General features: G+C 72.5%; 13 protein-coding genes. 11 read left to right on the forward strand and 2 right to left on the reverse strand.

Translation table 11 applies throughout. From position 1 onward, the window contains the following. Positions 1-136 precede the first annotated feature (136 nt). From ABD944_RS10425 to ABD944_RS10465, 9 genes are all read left to right on the forward strand, one after another. A complete protein-coding gene (locus ABD944_RS10425) occupies positions 137-721 on the forward strand; it encodes a PadR family transcriptional regulator (protein WP_345174823.1) in 585 nt (194 codons plus the stop codon). Further along, positions 718-1,434 carry an ABC transporter ATP-binding protein gene (locus tag ABD944_RS10430; protein ID WP_345174825.1) on the forward strand — a complete coding sequence of 239 codons (717 nt, stop codon included), beginning with the start codon at positions 718-720 and terminating at the stop codon, positions 1,432-1,434. The genes ABD944_RS10425 and ABD944_RS10430 overlap by 4 nt, the downstream gene beginning before the upstream one ends. Beyond that, positions 1,431-3,407: an FtsX-like permease family protein gene (locus ABD944_RS10435; RefSeq protein WP_345174826.1), complete on the forward strand. Its 1,977-nt coding sequence runs from the start codon at positions 1,431-1,433 to the stop codon at positions 3,405-3,407. Before ABD944_RS10430 ends, ABD944_RS10435 begins: the two co-directional genes overlap by 4 nt. Positions 3,408-3,460: 53 nt before the next feature. After that, on the forward strand, positions 3,461-5,017 hold the full coding sequence (locus tag ABD944_RS10440; RefSeq protein ID WP_345174828.1) for a DUF2079 domain-containing protein: 1,557 nt from the start codon (positions 3,461-3,463) through the stop codon (positions 5,015-5,017). A gap of 411 nt (positions 5,018-5,428) precedes the next feature. After that, the gene (locus tag ABD944_RS10445; protein WP_345174829.1) at positions 5,429-6,085 is read left to right on the forward strand and encodes a thymidylate synthase family protein; all 657 of its coding nucleotides are present in this window, start codon (positions 5,429-5,431) and stop codon (positions 6,083-6,085) included. A 174-nt stretch (positions 6,086-6,259) separates the two neighbouring features. Then, positions 6,260-7,849 carry a phosphoglycerate dehydrogenase gene (gene serA, locus ABD944_RS10450; protein ID WP_345174831.1) on the forward strand — a complete coding sequence of 530 codons (1,590 nt, stop codon included), beginning with the start codon at positions 6,260-6,262 and terminating at the stop codon, positions 7,847-7,849. Between the two features lie 871 nt (positions 7,850-8,720). After that, on the forward strand, positions 8,721-9,362 hold the full coding sequence (locus tag ABD944_RS10455; protein ID WP_345174834.1) for a (2Fe-2S)-binding protein: 642 nt from the start codon (positions 8,721-8,723) through the stop codon (positions 9,360-9,362). A gap of 58 nt (positions 9,363-9,420) precedes the next feature. Next, the gene (locus tag ABD944_RS10460) at positions 9,421-10,470 is read left to right on the forward strand and encodes a 3-isopropylmalate dehydrogenase (protein WP_345174835.1); all 1,050 of its coding nucleotides are present in this window, start codon (positions 9,421-9,423) and stop codon (positions 10,468-10,470) included. Between the two features lie 164 nt (positions 10,471-10,634). Next, positions 10,635-11,738 carry a branched-chain amino acid aminotransferase gene (locus tag ABD944_RS10465; RefSeq protein ID WP_345174836.1) on the forward strand — a complete coding sequence of 368 codons (1,104 nt, stop codon included), beginning with the start codon at positions 10,635-10,637 and terminating at the stop codon, positions 11,736-11,738. A 58-nt stretch (positions 11,739-11,796) separates the two neighbouring features. Here ABD944_RS10465 and ABD944_RS10470 read toward each other — a convergent pair whose 3' ends face one another. Then, the gene (locus ABD944_RS10470) at positions 11,797-12,366 is read right to left on the reverse strand and encodes a hypothetical protein (protein WP_345174837.1); all 570 of its coding nucleotides are present in this window, start codon (positions 12,364-12,366) and stop codon (positions 11,797-11,799) included. Positions 12,367-12,443: 77 nt separating this feature from the next. Then, complete coding sequence (locus ABD944_RS10475) at positions 12,444-12,683, reverse strand: cold-shock protein (protein WP_345174838.1); 240 nt, start codon at positions 12,681-12,683, stop codon at positions 12,444-12,446. Positions 12,684-13,069: 386 nt separating this feature from the next. On the opposite strand from ABD944_RS10475, the gene cimA reads away from it, so the two are divergent. After that, the gene (gene cimA / locus ABD944_RS10480) at positions 13,070-14,647 is read left to right on the forward strand and encodes a citramalate synthase (protein ID WP_345174840.1); all 1,578 of its coding nucleotides are present in this window, start codon (positions 13,070-13,072) and stop codon (positions 14,645-14,647) included. A gap of 38 nt (positions 14,648-14,685) precedes the next feature. Then, complete coding sequence (locus ABD944_RS10485) at positions 14,686-14,964, forward strand: GNAT family N-acetyltransferase (protein ID WP_345174841.1); 279 nt, start codon at positions 14,686-14,688, stop codon at positions 14,962-14,964. The last annotated feature ends 22 nt before the right edge of the window (positions 14,965-14,986 follow it).

Consider the following 14,986-nt stretch of genomic DNA (forward strand, 5'->3'; position numbering starts at 1 on the left):
CATCTCCTGATCGGCCGGGGACTTCGGTCACGGTAAGGCCCCGACCCGTCGCGCACAGTGAAAACCGGCCGGTGTGTCGTCTCGGATGCATACTCGGTATTGCCTGCCGCATACTCGGTATGCATACTTGGTAGGCATGTCCATCCGTCACGGTCTGCTCGCCTTGCTGTCCCAGGGGCCCCGCTACGGCTACCAGCTGCGCGCCGAGTTCGAGTCGTCCACCGGCGCCACCTGGCCGCTCAACATCGGCCAGGTCTACTCCACCCTGTCCCGCCTCGAACGCGACGAGCTCGTCACGCGCGGGGACGCCGACGACGAGGGCCGGTTCGTCTACCGGATCACCCCCGCGGGGGAGGAGGACGTGCGGCGGTGGTTCGCCACCCCCATCGCCCGCTCCGACCGCCCCCGCGACGAGTTGGCGATCAAGCTGGCGATGGCCGTCACCACGCCCGGCGTCGACACCGCGCACGTCGTCCAGACCCAGCGCACCGCCACGCTGCGCACCCTGCAGGACCTCACCCGCCTCAAGGCCGGCGCGCCCGCCGTCCCCGCCGACCAGGGCGACCGCGCGTGGCGGCTCGTCCTGGAATCCATGATCTTCCAGGCGGAGGCCGAGGTCCGCTGGCTGGACCACTGCGAGGCCTACGTCGCCCGCGCCGAGGCCACCGCGCCCGCCTCGGTCGAGGCGCCCGCTCCGGTCGACGAGGAGGCGCGGCGATGAGCCTTCTTGCGATGCGGGAGGTGTCCCGCGACCACGGCGCCGGCCCGTCCCTCGTCCACGCGCTGCGCGAGGTGACGCTGGACGTCGCGGCGGGGGAGTTCGTCGCCGTGATGGGCCCCTCGGGCTCCGGCAAGTCGACCCTGCTGACGCTCGCCGGCGGGCTCGACCACCCCACGGCCGGCCGGATCCTGGTGGACGGCGCCGACCTCGCCGGACTCGGCCGGGCCGGGCGGGCCGCGCTGCGCCGCCGCGGCGTCGGCTACGTCTTCCAGGACCTCAACCTCATCCCGAGCCTCACCGCGGCCGAGAACGTCATGCTGCCGCGCGAGCTGGACGGCGTCCGCGCCCGCACGGCCCGCCGCGAGGCGCGTGAGGCGCTCGCGGAGGTCGGCGTCGCCGAGCTGGCCGACCGCTTCCCCGACGAGATGTCCGGCGGCCAGCAGCAGCGCGTCGCGATCGCCCGCGCGCTGGTCGGCGAGCGGCGGCTCGTCCTGGCCGACGAGCCGACCGGGGCGCTCGACAGCCACACCGGCGAGGACGTGCTGCGCGTGCTGCGGGCCCGCTGCGACGCGGGCGCGTCCTGCCTGATGGTCACGCACGAGTCGCGGCACGCCGCCTGGGCCGACCGGATCGTGTTCCTGCGCGACGGCCGGATCGTCGACGCCACGCCCGGTGCCACCGGCCCCGAGAGCCTCCTTCAGGAGAACCTGTGAACCGCTACGTCTTCGCGCTGCGCATGGCCCGCCAGGACGCGCTGCGCGCCAAGGGCCGCACGGCGCTCGTGCTGTCCATGATCGGCCTGCCGATCGGCGTCGTCGTCGCCCTGGCCGTGCTGCGCTCGACCGCCGGTGCGGGGGCCGACGCGGAGTCCGGCGCCCCGAGCGCCGCCGAGTCGGCCGTGCTCGCGATGATCGTCGCGATGGTCGTGCTGGAGGTCGTCCTGCTCGCCGGGCCGGCGTTCATGGTGGACGTCCGGCGGCGGCGCCGCGAGCTCGCGCTCGTCGCGGCGTCGGGCGGTGCGGGCCGGCACCTGCGCGCCGTCGTCCTGGCGAGCGGCCTGCTCCTCGGCGGGATCGCCGCGCTGGCCGGGGCCGGGCTCGGCATCGCCGCCGCGGCCGTCGTCGCGCGGCTCGGGTCCGGACCGGACGGGCTCGGCCCGCTGACCGTGCCGTGGACCGTCGTCGCCGTGACGATGCTGCTCGGCGCCGGCAGCGGGGTGCTCGCCGCCCTGGTGCCCGCGCGCCAGGCCGGCCGGATGGACGTGGTCGCCGCCCTCGCCGGCCGCCGCGAACCGCCCGGCCGGGCGCGGCGCGGTCTGCCGATCGCCGGCGGCGTCCTCGTCGTGGCGGGCGTGGCGGGATCCCTGGAGGGCGTCCGGGTGCTGCGCGAGTTCGGCGCCGCGCTCGGCGCCGTGGCGATCATCATCGGCCTGGTCCTCGCCGGTCCGTGGATCGTCGAGACGACCGGGCGGCTCGCGCCACGGCTGCCGCTGCCGCTGCGCCTCGCCGTCCGGGACGGCGCCCGCAACCGGGCCCGCACCGCGCCCGCGGTCGCCGCGATCATGGCGGCCGTGGCGGGCGTCACCGCGCTGGCCATCGGGGGCGCCAGCGACTTCCGGCAGCGGCAGGTGGAGTACCAGGCGGTGCTGCCCCACGGCTCGGCGCTGATCCGTGTGACGCATGCCGAGCAGGAGGGCGCCGTGGCCGCCGCCGTCCGGCGCGACCTGCCGGGCGTGCCCCTCGTCCCGCTGCGCACCCTCCCTGGGCCCTGGGGGGAATGCCTGGGCGGGGACAGCGCGAAGTGCCTCTCGCTCTCCCTCTCGGTCAAGCGCGCCGGGCCGCAGGCCGAGGTCCTGCAGGTCGTGGCCGGCGGTCCCCGGGAGGCCCGGATGCTGCTCGGCCGCGACGATCCCGCGGTGTCCTCGGCGCTGGACGCGGGCAAGATCGTCCTGTTCCGGGCGCGGCCGCCCGACCACGGGACGGTCAGCGCCGCCGTGACCTACTGGGACGACGACAAGGAGCACACGCTCGCGACGATCAAGGACCTGCCGGCCGTCGCCGCCCAGGGCGACCCGCACGTGCCCGCCATCGTCCCGCCCAAGGTCGCGGAGACGCTCGCCGGGAAGACGGGCCTGCCCGTCCGGACGGAGGCGTTCGGGATCGACCGCGCCGACCACCGGGTCACCAAGGCCGAGCAGGCCCGGCTGACCAGGACCATGCGGGCCTTCGGCCCCAGCGACAGCGCGGTGCGCGTCGAACGGGGCTTCACCGAGTCGTACGGGAGCGTCACGCTGATGCTCGGCGGGGCCGCGGCCGCCCTGGCGCTCGGCGCCACCCTGATCGCCACCGGGCTCGCCGCCGCGGACGCCCGTCCCGACCTGGCGACCCTGCGCGCCGTCGGCGCGCGGCCCCGCACCGGCCGGCTGCTGACGATGGGCCGGGGCGCCTTCATCGCCGGGCTCGGCTGCTGGCTCGGCATCGCCGGCGGGCTCGTCCCCGGCCTCGCGGTGACGCGCCCGCTCACCGACAGCCTGGAGGAGACCGGCGCCGCCCCGCACGGCACGATCGTCGACATCCCGTGGCTGCTCCTGATCGCACTGGCGATCGGCGTCCCGCTCGTCGCGGCGCTCGTCGCCGGCGCGGTGACCGGCGGCCGCCTCCCCGCGGTCCGGCGCACCCCCGGGTAGGGACGCCCGGGGCCCCTCAACCACGCGCCGGCGCTGGTGATAGCGTCCGGCGCGTGGTCGAGGCGGTGGCGGTGCAGGGACCGGCGGGCGGCTCCTCCGCGGGCCGCGGGGGCGCCCGCCGCCGGCGCGCCGCCCTGGCGGCGCTGGTCGCGGCGAGCGCGCTGCTGTACGGGACGTACTCGCTGATGCGGCTGCGCGCCTTCCGGACGGGCAGCTACGACCTGGTGATCTTCGACCAGGCGATCCGCTCCTACAGCCGGTTCGGCCTGCCGGTCGCCATCGTCAAGGGCGTCCACAACGACTTCGGCCCGGACTTCTCGATCCTCGGCGACCACTTCTCGCCCCTCCTCGCCCTGCTCGCGCCGCTCTACTGGATCCACGACGGACCGGCGACCCTGCTGGTCGCCCAGGCCGTCCTGCTCGCGCTCGCGATCCCGCCGATCTGGCGGTACACCGAGCGCAGGCTCGGCGCCCGTGCCGCCTACTGCGCCGCGGGCGCCTACGCGCTGTCCTGGCCGATCGCCGAGGCGCTCGCCTTCGACTTCCACGAGGTCGCCTTCGTGCCGCTGCTGTCGGCGCTGATGGTCGAGCGGCACGACGCGGGACGGCGGCTCCAGGCGGCGGCCGCCGCGTTCGCCCTGCTCCTGGTGAAGGAGGACATGGGGCTGCTGCTCGCGGGCTTCGGCCTCTACCTGCTCACCCGTCCCACCGGGCGGGGGCGGCGGAGCCTGCGGGGCCTGCGCGGCCTGCGCGGACTCCTGCCGCCGGGAGACCGGCGGGCCGGCCTGGCCTACGTCGCGGCGGGGGTCGCCGCGACCTGGGCCTGCTCGCGTGTGGCCGTCGCGGCGTTCGGCGGGGACAACGACTACTACTGGGCGTACGGGGCGCTCGGCCCTGACCTTCCCCACGCCGCGGTGCACGCCGTCACCCATCCCTGGGACGTCCTCCGCGTCCTCGGCGACCCGCCGCAGAAGCTCCTCACGATGGCTCTGGTGCTGCTCCCGCTGCTCCTGCTGCCGCTGGCGTCACCGCTGACCCTCACCGCCGTCCCGCTGCTCGCCGAGCGGATGCTCGCCAGCCGGTTCAGCAACTGGTGGGAGCCCCACTACCACTACAACGCGTTCATCGTCGCCGTGCTCGTCCTGGCGGCCGCCGACGGCGCGGCCCGGCTGCGCGGACGGGCCCGATTCGCGCGAGGCGCGCCGGGACGTCTGCCGTCCGCCGCGCCGATGGCGGGAATCCTCGCGGTCACGGTCGCTTTCGCGCCGTTCTTCGCCTATCGCCATTTGGCCGACCCCGCGCTGTGGCGGCCGAACGAGCGGGTCCGGGCCGCGTCCGCGGCCGTCGAACGCATCCCGGACGGCGCGCTCGTCGAGGCCGCGAACGGCCTCGGCCCGGCGCTGACGTCCCGCGCCCGCGTGCTGCTGTGGGACGACCGCTCGCACGGCGCGCCCTGGGTGATCGCCCAGGTGGAGCGGCTGGAGTTCCCCTTCGCCTCGCCCGCCGAGCAGCGGCGGCGGGTCGAGGGGCTCAAGGCGGAGGGGTACCGGGAGGTCTTCCAGAGAGAGGGCTACGTCGTCCTGCACAAGGACGTCCCCGATCCCTGGTGAGGCGGGGCCCGGCGGGCGGGTCCCCGGTAAGGCGAACGCCTGATAAGGCGAAACGCGGCTTTTGGACAGATTGTCCGATGACCGATCATCGTCGCACGGGTAAGAATTCGAGTGAAGGCGCCTCCCGGCCAATCATCCCTACCCTTTCTGGGTACTTTGCCAGATACTTGAAGAAAGCCGTTACGGCCGGGGCCGGCGCGGGAGGAGAGCCTGCGCGAACACCCCGTGACCTCGGCCGGAGCGGGCCTTGGGGCGTGTACATGAGCGGTGTGAGGCTGAACGGCGGCGAGGCGAGGGCACCGGTGGGCGGTGGCCCGGAATTTCTCGTCCGGCGGGCAATGCGACGGGCAGGCGAATCCCCGACGATCCGCGCGGCGGACCGGGGAACCGGTCACGGCGGGGAGCCGTGACATGCCGGGGCGGGAGGACATGCCGGGGCGGGAGGACCGGGACGTCCGGCGCTTCGAGACGTGCGGGCGGGCGTGGATCGGCGTCCTGCGGCACGTGTGGGCGGCCGGGGAGGCGGGGCTGGAGGACGGCGGGCCCATCATCGAGGGGCCGCCGCTGCTGTTCGAGATCTGCTCGCTGAGCTGGGAGGACCCGATCCTGCGCGAGTACGGCGACCGGGCGCGCCTGGTCCGCCGGGCGCAGGAGCGCACCCGCCGGGCCGTCCGCGGGCGGTTCTGGCCGCGGCTGCACGACCTGCAGGGCCACGACCAGATCCGGTGGGTGGTGGACCTGCTGCGCGCGAGGCCGTGGACCACCAGCGCCTGGATCTCGCTCACGATCCCGGGCGAGCCGGCCGACGGGCTGCCGGCGCTCACCGCGCTGTCGTTCCGCATTCGCGGCTACCGTCTGATCATGACGGCGATGTTCCGGTCGCAGAACGTCCACCGCGCCTACCTGGCCTACATCCCGCTCCGCGAGGTGCAGGTCCAGGTCGCCGACGAGCTGGGGCTGCCGCCCGGGCCGCTGCGGGTGTTCGTGGACGTCCCGCACGTGCACGTCGGTGACGCCGAGCGGGTCGCGTCCGTGCTCGCCTCCGTGCCGGAGCCGAACGCCGCCTGACGAATCATTACAACGCAGGACGAACAGGAGTTACTGACGGGTCTTTCCCTGCCGCGAACCCCCGCCGCCCCCGGGTTATAGACTCACCGGAGGGGGCGAGGGCACGACGAGGTGACTCGCGACTTCACCTGCACAGCACACGAACACCTACTTTTCTCGAAGGACTGTTTCCACTTGAGCAAGCCCGTCGTCCTCGTCGCAGAAGAACTCTCCCCGGCCGGCATCGCCGTCCTGGAGGCCGACTACGACGTCCGCCACGTCGACGGCAGCGACAAAGAACAACTGCTGCCCGCCGTCGCCGACGTGGACGCCCTGATCGTCCGCAGCGCCACCAAGGTCACCGCCGAGGTGTTCCGGCACGCCAAGAGGCTCCGGGTCGTCGCCCGGGCCGGCGTCGGCCTCGACAACGTCGACGTGGAGGCCGCCACCAAGGCCGGCGTGATGGTCGTCAACGCGCCCACGTCCAACATCGTCACCGCCGCCGAGCACGCGATCGCGCTGCTCCTGGCCACCGCCCGGAACGTGCCGCAGGGCCACTCCGCGCTCAAGCAGGGCGAGTGGAAGCGCTCCAAGTACACCGGCGTCGAGCTCCAGGGCAAGACCGTCGGCGTGCTCGGCCTCGGCCGCATCGGCGTCCTCGTCGCCCAGCGCCTCGCCGCGTTCGACATGAACGTCATCGCCTTCGACCCCTACGTCCAGGCCGCCCGCGCCGCGCAGCTCGGCGTGAAGCTCGTCACGCTCGACGAGCTGCTCCGCGAGAGCGACTTCATCACCGTCCACCTGCCGAAGACGCCCGAGACCCTCGGCCTCATCGGCGACCGCGAGCTCCAGCAGGTCAAGCCGTCCGTCCGCATCGTCAACGCCGCCCGCGGCGGCATCGTCGACGAGGCGGCCCTCGACCTCGCGCTCAAGGACGGCCGCGTCGCCGGCGCCGGCATCGACGTGTTCAGCACCGAGCCGTGCACCGAGAGCCCGCTGTTCCACCACGACAGCGTCGTCGTCACCCCGCACCTCGGCGCCAGCACCCACGAGGCGCAGGAGAAGGCGGGCACCCAGGTCGCCCGCTCCGTGAAGCTCGCGCTGTCCGGCGAGTTCGTCCCGGACGCGGTGAACGTGCAGGGCGGCGCCGTCGCCGAGGACGTCAAGCCCGGCCTGCCGCTCGCCGAGAAGCTCGGCCGCATCTTCACCGCCCTCGCCGGCGGCGTCCCCGTCCGGCTGGACGTGGTGGTCCGCGGCGAGATCGCCGAGCACGACGTCAAGGTCCTGGAGCTGGCCGCGCTCAAGGGCGTCTTCGTGGACGTCATCGAGGAGGCCGTGACCTTCGTCAACGCGCCGCTGCTGGCCCGCGACCGCGGCGTCGAGGTCACCCTCACCACCAGCGAGGACAGCCCCGACTGGCGCAACGTCGTGCAGGTGCGCGGCACCATGTCCGACGGCTCCGTCGTGTCGGTGTCGGGCACCCTCACCGGCCCCAAGCACGCCGAGCGGATCATCGAGATCAACGGCTACAACATGGAGCTCGTCCCGACCGAGCACATGGCGTTCTTCTCCTACGTCGACCGCCCCGGCATCGTCGGCGCCGTCGGCAAGCTGCTCGGCGACGAGCAGGTCAACATCGCCGGCATGCAGGTCGGCCGCGACGCCAAGGGCGGCAAGGCGCTCATCGCGCTCACCGTCGACTCGGCCATCGCGCCCCAGCTCGTCGACGCCATCAGCCGCGAGGTGGGCGCCGACATGGGCCGCCGCGTCGACCTGGAGGGTTAGCCGCCGGGGGCGACCCCCGCATGACGCGAAGGCCGGCCGTCACGACGGCTGAGCCTCGGGCGGGCGTCCGGCCACGGGCCGGACGCCCGCCCATCTCATATGCCGAGATTTTGAGCCACGGGTCGGGACAACCCGCCGAACCGCGGGTAGCCTCGCTGTAGTCATGCGGCGCTTCGTGGTAATCCTTCGCTGCCGCAGCGGGGCCTGAACATCGGCAGGCCGGCACCCGCTGCGGAGGCTCTGCCTGGCCGTGAGTCCGATGCCGAACCGGACCGTGCGAACCACGGCCCCCCGGCGGCCCCTCTGGCCACCAGCCCAGCGATCGGAGCATTCCATCATGAACGAGACCCGGAACAACGCCCCCGCCGACGACGCCCAGGAAGAAGCCGCCCGCGCCCTGCAGACGGCCCTGGAAAGGCGTGCTGATTGATTTTTCTCCTCCTTCGGGCCTAAAGGCCCTCCATCGTCGAAAAATCGGGGCGATCGCTGGCATCGCTCCGTCTCGCCTAGCGGCTCGCTGCGCGATCAGGTTCTCGCTTCGCTTGAACCTGCCTTCGGACGCGATCGCAACCACTGAGGTTTTCGCGGGGTTGCGAGGCAGGCTGAGGCGGTTGCAGTAGTGGGTCCGGTCAGCGAGTCGGGTGCCGTGTAGTGGCCGCCTCTAAGGCCCGAGGTTGCCCGCCAGTCTCGTTGCGTCGTGCCGGGCGGCCGCTTCGCGCTCAGGTTTTCGTTTGGTTGGAGTTGCCTTCGGACGCGATCGCGAGCCTTGAGGGCGTGCGTGGTTGCGGTGCTGGGCGGGCGGGCCTTGCCCGGGCGCCGATGCGAGACTGGGGGAGTGGCGGGCGATGTGAGTAGTGCCGAGGTTCGTAGCGTGCTGGGGCGCGTTGCCGGGCTTGGGCCCTATTTCGAGCTCGTTGCGGAGGAGGTCTCCGGCGAGGCCGGCTGGGGGGTGTTTCCCGGGGGTGCCGGACGGCTGCGGGAGGTCGTCCGCGACCATGCCGGGCGGCTCGGGACCGATGAGACCCGGGTGGCAGCCTCGCTGCTCTTCCAGGGGCTCGCGGCGCGGATCTGGTCGCCGGTCGTCGCCGCGGCGGCGCTCGGGGTCGTGCCCGATCTTTCGGGGGTGCGGTGGCGGTGGGCGCCGGGTGAGCCGATCATGCTGGGGCTCGCCGACGTGCGCGGGTGGCGCGTCGGGAGCGTGGCCGAGGCCGTCGAGATCGTCCATCCCATGGTCGTGGACGGGCTGCTGCGGCCGCTGCGGGAGGCGCTGCTGGACTTCGTCAGGCTCGCGGACGGGCTGGTCTGGGGCAACGCGGCCTCGGCCCTCGCCGGGAGCCTGAACGTGGGGGCCGCCGATCCCGGGCGTGCCGCGATCGTGCGGGCGCTGCTCACGCGGGAACCACTGGTCGGGGCCGGGTCCTTCGGGCCGCGCGGGTTCGTCCGGAACAATTGCTGCTTGTATTACCGCGTCCCTGGTGGTGGCATGTGCGGTGATTGCGGGCTGGCGCGCTGAATGCCCGCGATGTGAGACGAAAGCCCAAGCACTGAGACGTTTGCAGTAGAGTGCGCGCATGGCTTCGCGCAGCATTCGTCTGGCCGTCATCCCGGGGGACGGGATCGGCCCCGAGGTGGTCGCCGAGGGACTGAAGGTCCTCGACGCCGTGTCCGGCGACCTCACGTTCGAGCAGACCTCCTACGACCTGGGCGCCGCGCGGTGGCACCGGACGGGGGAGACGCTGCCCGACTCGGTCCTGGAGGAACTGCGCGAGCAGGAGGTCATCCTGCTCGGCGCCGTCGGCGACCCGAGCGTGCCGAGCGGCACGCTGGAGCGCGGGCTGCTGCTGCGGACCCGGTTCGAGCTGGACCACTACGTCAACCTGCGCCCGGTGAAGCTGTTCCCGGGCGTCAGCACCCCGCTGGCCGGCGTGACCCCGGACGACATCGACATGGTCGTCGTGCGGGAGGGCACCGAGGGCCCGTACACCGGTGTCGGCGGCGTCCTGCGCAAGGGCACCCCGCACGAGGTCGCCACGCAGGAGAGCGTCAACACCGCCTACGGCGTCGAGCGCGTCATCCGGTACGCGTTCGAGGTCGCGGCGTCGCGCCCGCGCAGGAAGCTCACGCTCGTCCACAAGGACAACGTGCTCACCTTCGCCGGTGACCTCTACCAGCGGACCCTGAAGCGGGTCGCCGCGGAGTACCCGCAGGTCACGACCGACTACTGCCACGTGGACGCGGCCACGATGTTCTTCGTGAGCCAGCCGCGGCGGTACGACGTCATCGTCACCGACAACCTGTTCGGCGACATCATCACCGACATCGGCGCCGCGATCGCCGGGGGCATCGGGCTCGCCGCGTCCGGGAACGTCAACCCCGACCGCACCGCGCCGTCGATGTTCGAGCCGGTGCACGGCAGCGCCCCCGACATCGCCGGACAGGGCAAGGCCGACCCGACCGCCACGATCCTGTCGGTCGCCATGCTGCTCGACCACGTCGGCGAGGGCGACGCCGCCCGCCGCGTCGAGCAGGCCGTCTCGGACGACCTGGCCGAGCGCGCCGCGCTGGGCGCCCGGTCCACGTCCCAGATCGGCGACGCGATCGCCAAGCGAGTATCCGGCTAGGGGCACGCCGCCTCCGGCCAGACCGGGCGTGCCCTCGCGGCGCGCCCGGTTTTCCGTATGCGCCCGCGTGGAGGAGCAGGTCTAGACGAAGTAGGACAATGGGGACTAGGAAGCCGATGCGGCGATGGGGCAGCATGGGCCATCCGCGAGAGGACGAGACCGCGATGAGCGACACCCTGGAATTCGAGATCACGCGCACCGAGCGGCCCGCGACCGCCGAGGACCGCGCGCGGATCCTGGCCGAGCCCGGTTTCGGCCGATACTTCACCGACCACATGGTCACGATCCGGTACTCGGCCGAGCGCGGCTGGCACGACGCGAAGCTCGAACCCTACGGGCCGATCCCGATGGACCCGGCCTCGCAGGTGTTCCACTACGCCCAGGAGCTCTTCGAGGGCCTCAAGGCCTACCGGCAGCCGGACGGTTCGATCGTCACCTTCCGGCCGTACATGAACGCCGCGCGGATGAACCGGTCGGCCAGGCGGATGGCGATGCCGGAGATCCCCGAGCAGCTGTTCGTGGACGCCGTCGAGACGCTCGTCCGCACCGACAGGGACTGGGTGCCCGACACCGAGGGCCACAGCCTCTACCTGCGGCCCTTCATGTTCGCCACCACGCGGGCGCTCGGCGTCAACAGCCCGGCCCACGAGTTCCTCTTCATGGTCATCGCGTCCCCGTCCGGCCTCTACTACCCGCGCGGCATCAAGCCCGTCTCGGTGTGGCTGTCGCAGGACTACACCCGCGCGGCGCCCGGCGGGACCGGGGAGGCCAAGTTCGGCGGCAACTACGCCGCGTCCTTCGCCGGCCAGGCCGAGGCCGTCGCGCAGGGCTGCGACCAGGTCGTCTGGCTCGACGCGGTGGAGCACCGCTGGGTCGAGGAGGTCGGCTCGATGAACCTCATGTTCGTCTACGGCTCCGGGGCCCAGGCCCGGCTGCTCACCCCCGCGCTCACCGGCACCCTGCTCGCCGGCGTCACCCGCGACTCGATGCTCAAGCTGGCGCCCGACCTCGGCGTGCCCACCGAGGAAGGCAAGATCAGCATCGATGAGTGGGAGGCGGGCTGCGCCTCCGGCGAGATCACCGAGGTGTTCGGCTGCGGCACCGCCGCGATCATCAGCCCGGTCGGCCGGGTCAAGGGCCGGGACCGCGAGTGGACGATCGGCGACGGCGAGCCCGGCGAGATCTCGATGCGGCTGCGCCAGGAGCTGGTCGGCATCCAGTACGGCACCCGTCCCGACCCCTACGGCTGGGTCCACAAGATCGTCTGACCGGCGGCGCCGGCGGCGCGCGCCCGCAGCGGCGCGCCGCCGGACCGGTCCGGGCCGCTCAGTGGCGGATGTGCACGGACGTCTCGACGACCGGGCCCTTGCTCGCCGGTCCCGCGCCCCGCGAGGACGGGTTGATGGCGTAGTTGAACGAGAAGCCGACGAAGGCGCGGCCGGGGCGGCCGCCCTCCTGCACCGCGAAGGTGCAGATGCCCGAGAGCGTGTAGACCTTCCGGACGCGGTGCGGTGCCACCGTGGAGTGCCAGAGGTAGCCGACGGGGACGACGTGCCGGTCGTGGTACCGGCCGTTCAGCCCGGTCGCCGTGCAGACGGCCCTGCTGCGCGCGATCGCCCGGAGCCTCGCACTGGTGATCTGGAACAGCCACGGCATCGGGTAGCCCCTGGAGGGCCTGGCCACGTTCACCTGCGCGTGGAACCGGCCGACCGAGTCGCGGTAGACGAACGACTGGCGGCTTTTCGTGAACGTGAAGTAATGGGTGGGTGCGGCGCGTTCCGGACGCTCGGCCGCGGACGCGGCGGATGCGGCGGACGCGGTGGACACGGTGCCGAGCGCCATCACCAGCGCCGTTCCGGAAGCGGCCGCGACCCGGCCGTATGTGTGCATGCGCATTCCAGGAATTCCCTTCGGAAAGGTTCGCCGTCCGCCACGTCGGGTGGACGGCCTCGGTCAGCCCGCCGCCCGGGTGCTCAGCCGCGGCCGACCGACCGCACGTACAGCGCGCGGTAGGCGTAGCCGTCCTGCTCGGCCTCCTCCCAGGTGAAGAGCACGCTCTCGCCCGGATCGAGCGAGGCGAAGGCACCCGGTTCGGCCTGCACGTCCGAGAAGTGCGCCCAGACCTCGCCGGGCACGTCGGGTGAGACCAGAACCCCCCACCCGGCATCGTCGTCCCAGGACGCCACCGTCCCGCGGACCGGTTCGCCGCTCATCGGATCCCCCTTCTCCGGCGGACAGTGCGATCCTCATTCCTTTTACTGTGAAAGCGCAAGTGCATTTCGGGGTGAGGAATGTATTGCCATCATCTTTTGATTGGTAATCGTTCTTTATTGTGCAATGGACTCCAAGGGGAGAAAGTCGCGTTATGGCGGCGGGGCGGCGGCGGGGCGGCCGCGGGTCCGGCGGCGACGTCCCAGCATCTGAGACGGATGTCCAAGATCCGAGGACCATGTGGCAGACTGTGAGCATCATGCGCCACAGCCTCGTGATTATCGGCTGGCGCGCCGGCAGCTAACGGGACACCGCCGGCGCGCAGACCTCTCACGTCCGTGAGGGGTCTTTTTTGCGTCCTGGCGCTGGTCCCCCTGGGGGTTCTCACATGCAAGGCGACGCGTTCCACGTCTACGACACCACTCTGCGCGACGGCTCGCAGCAGGAGGGGCTCAACCTCTCCGTGCCCGACAAGCTCGCGGTCGCGCGACATCTGGACGACCTGGGCGTCGGCTTCATCGAGGGCGGCTGGCCGGGCGCCAACCCCAAGGACACCGAGTTCTTCAGGCGGGCTCGAACAGAGCTCGACCTGAGGCACGCGCAGCTCACCGCGTTCGGCGCGACCCGCCGGGCCGGGGTGAAGGCGGCCGACGACCCCCAGGTCGCCGCTCTGCGCGAATCCGGCGCGTCCGTCGTGACCCTGGTCGCCAAGAGTCACGACAGGCACGTCGAGCTGGCCCTCCGCACCACCCTGGAGGAGAACCTCGCGATGATCCGCGACACGGTCTCCCACCTGCGTGCGGAGGGCCAACGGGTCTTCCTGGACGCCGAGCACTTCTTCGACGGCTACAAGGCCAACCGCGCCTACGCGCTGGAGGCCGTCCGCACCGCCGCCGAGGCGGGCGCCGACGTCGTCGCGCTCTGCGACACCAACGGCGGCATGCTGCCGGACGAGCTGGCCGAGGTCGTGCACGAGGTCGTCGGCCACGGCGTCCGCGTCGGCATCCACTGCCACGACGACTCCGGCTGCGCGGTCGCCAACACGCTCGCCGCCGTCCGGGCCGGCGCGACGCACGTCCAGGGCTGCGCGAACGGGTACGGCGAGCGCAGCGGCAACGCCAACCTGTTCACCGTCGTCGGGAACCTCCAGCTCAAGCGGGGCATGAGCCTCGTCTCCGACGCCCAGCTCGCCGAGATGACGCGGATCGCGCACGCCGTCTCCGAGGTCACCAACGTCGCGCCGAGCTCGCAGCAGCCGTACGTGGGCGTGTCCGCGTTCGCGCACAAGGCCGGGCTGCACGCGTCCGCCGTCAAGATCGACCCCGACCTGTACCAGCACATCGACCCGGCCGCCGTCGGCAACGACATGCGGATGCTGGTGTCCAGCATGGCCGGGCGCGCGTCGGTCGAGCTGAAGGGCCGCGAGCTCGGCTACGACCTGTCCGGGGAGAAGGCCAAGGCCGTCGTGGCCCGGGTGAAGGAGCTGGAGTCCACCGGCTACACCTTCGAGGCCGCGGACGCCTCGTTCGAGCTGCTGCTGCGCGAGGAGCTGACCGGCGTCCGCCAGCGGCACTTCGAGGTCGAGTCGTGGCGGTCGATCGTGGAGCGCCGGCCGGACGGCTCCATGATCAGCGAGGCCACCGTCAAGCTGCACGCCAAGGGCGAGCGGATCATCGCGACCGGCGAGGGCAACGGCCCCGTCAACGCCCTCGACAACGCGCTGCGGCTCGCGCTCGGCCGCCTCTACCCGGAGCTGGCGCGGCTGGAGCTGGTCGACTACAAGGTCCGCATCCTGGAGGGCGCGCACGGCACCGACGCGCGGACCCGGGTGCTCGTCGAGTCCGGCGACGGCGAGCGCGAGTGGGGGACCGTCGGCGTCGAGGACAACGTGATCGCCGCGTCCTGGCAGGCCCTGGAGGAGGCCGTCACCTACTGCCTGCTCCGCGCCGGCTACGAGGCCGGCTGAGGCGGGAATCTCCGCGCGGTCGCGGGCATTATCAGGGCATGAGCACCGAGATCAGCGACAACGCCGAGCAGAGCCGCTACGAGATCCGGGTGGACGGCGACCTCGCCGGATTCGCCGAGTACGAGCGGGGCGAGGGCACCGTCGTCTTCACCCACACCGAGGTCGACTTCGCGTTCGAGGGCAAGGGCCTGGGCAGTGCGCTGGCACGTGGCGCCTTGGACGACGTCCGCTCCAAGGGTTTCTCGGTCGTCCCGCTGTGCCCGTTCATCAAGAAGTGGATTGACAGACACCCGGATTACCATGGCCTGGTGCGCTAGCCGCGTCGCGTTAAAGGAGCGC

The sequence above is a fragment of the Actinomadura verrucosospora genome, from assembly GCF_039540335.1.
Lineage (GTDB): Bacteria > Actinomycetota > Actinomycetes > Streptosporangiales > Streptosporangiaceae > Spirillospora > Spirillospora verrucosospora.

Excerpts from the sequence above, each read along its gene's own strand:
- ABD944_RS10425 (WP_345174823.1), top strand. The coding sequence starts at position 137 with ATGTCCATCCGTCACGGTCTGCTCGCCTTGCTGTCCCAGGGGCCCCGC.
- ABD944_RS10430 (WP_345174825.1), top strand. The coding sequence starts at position 718 with ATGAGCCTTCTTGCGATGCGGGAGGTGTCCCGCGACCACGGCGCCGGC.
- ABD944_RS10445 (WP_345174829.1), top strand. The coding sequence starts at position 5,429 with ATGCCGGGGCGGGAGGACATGCCGGGGCGGGAGGACCGGGACGTCCGG.
- ABD944_RS10460 (WP_345174835.1), top strand. The coding sequence starts at position 9,421 with ATGGCTTCGCGCAGCATTCGTCTGGCCGTCATCCCGGGGGACGGGATC.
- ABD944_RS10465 (WP_345174836.1), top strand. The coding sequence starts at position 10,635 with ATGAGCGACACCCTGGAATTCGAGATCACGCGCACCGAGCGGCCCGCG.
- ABD944_RS10470 (WP_345174837.1), bottom strand. The coding sequence starts at position 12,366 with ATGCGCATGCACACATACGGCCGGGTCGCGGCCGCTTCCGGAACGGCG.
- ABD944_RS10475 (WP_345174838.1), bottom strand. The coding sequence starts at position 12,683 with ATGAGCGGCGAACCGGTCCGCGGGACGGTGGCGTCCTGGGACGACGAT.
- cimA (WP_345174840.1), top strand. The coding sequence starts at position 13,070 with ATGCAAGGCGACGCGTTCCACGTCTACGACACCACTCTGCGCGACGGC.
- ABD944_RS10485 (WP_345174841.1), top strand. The coding sequence starts at position 14,686 with ATGAGCACCGAGATCAGCGACAACGCCGAGCAGAGCCGCTACGAGATC.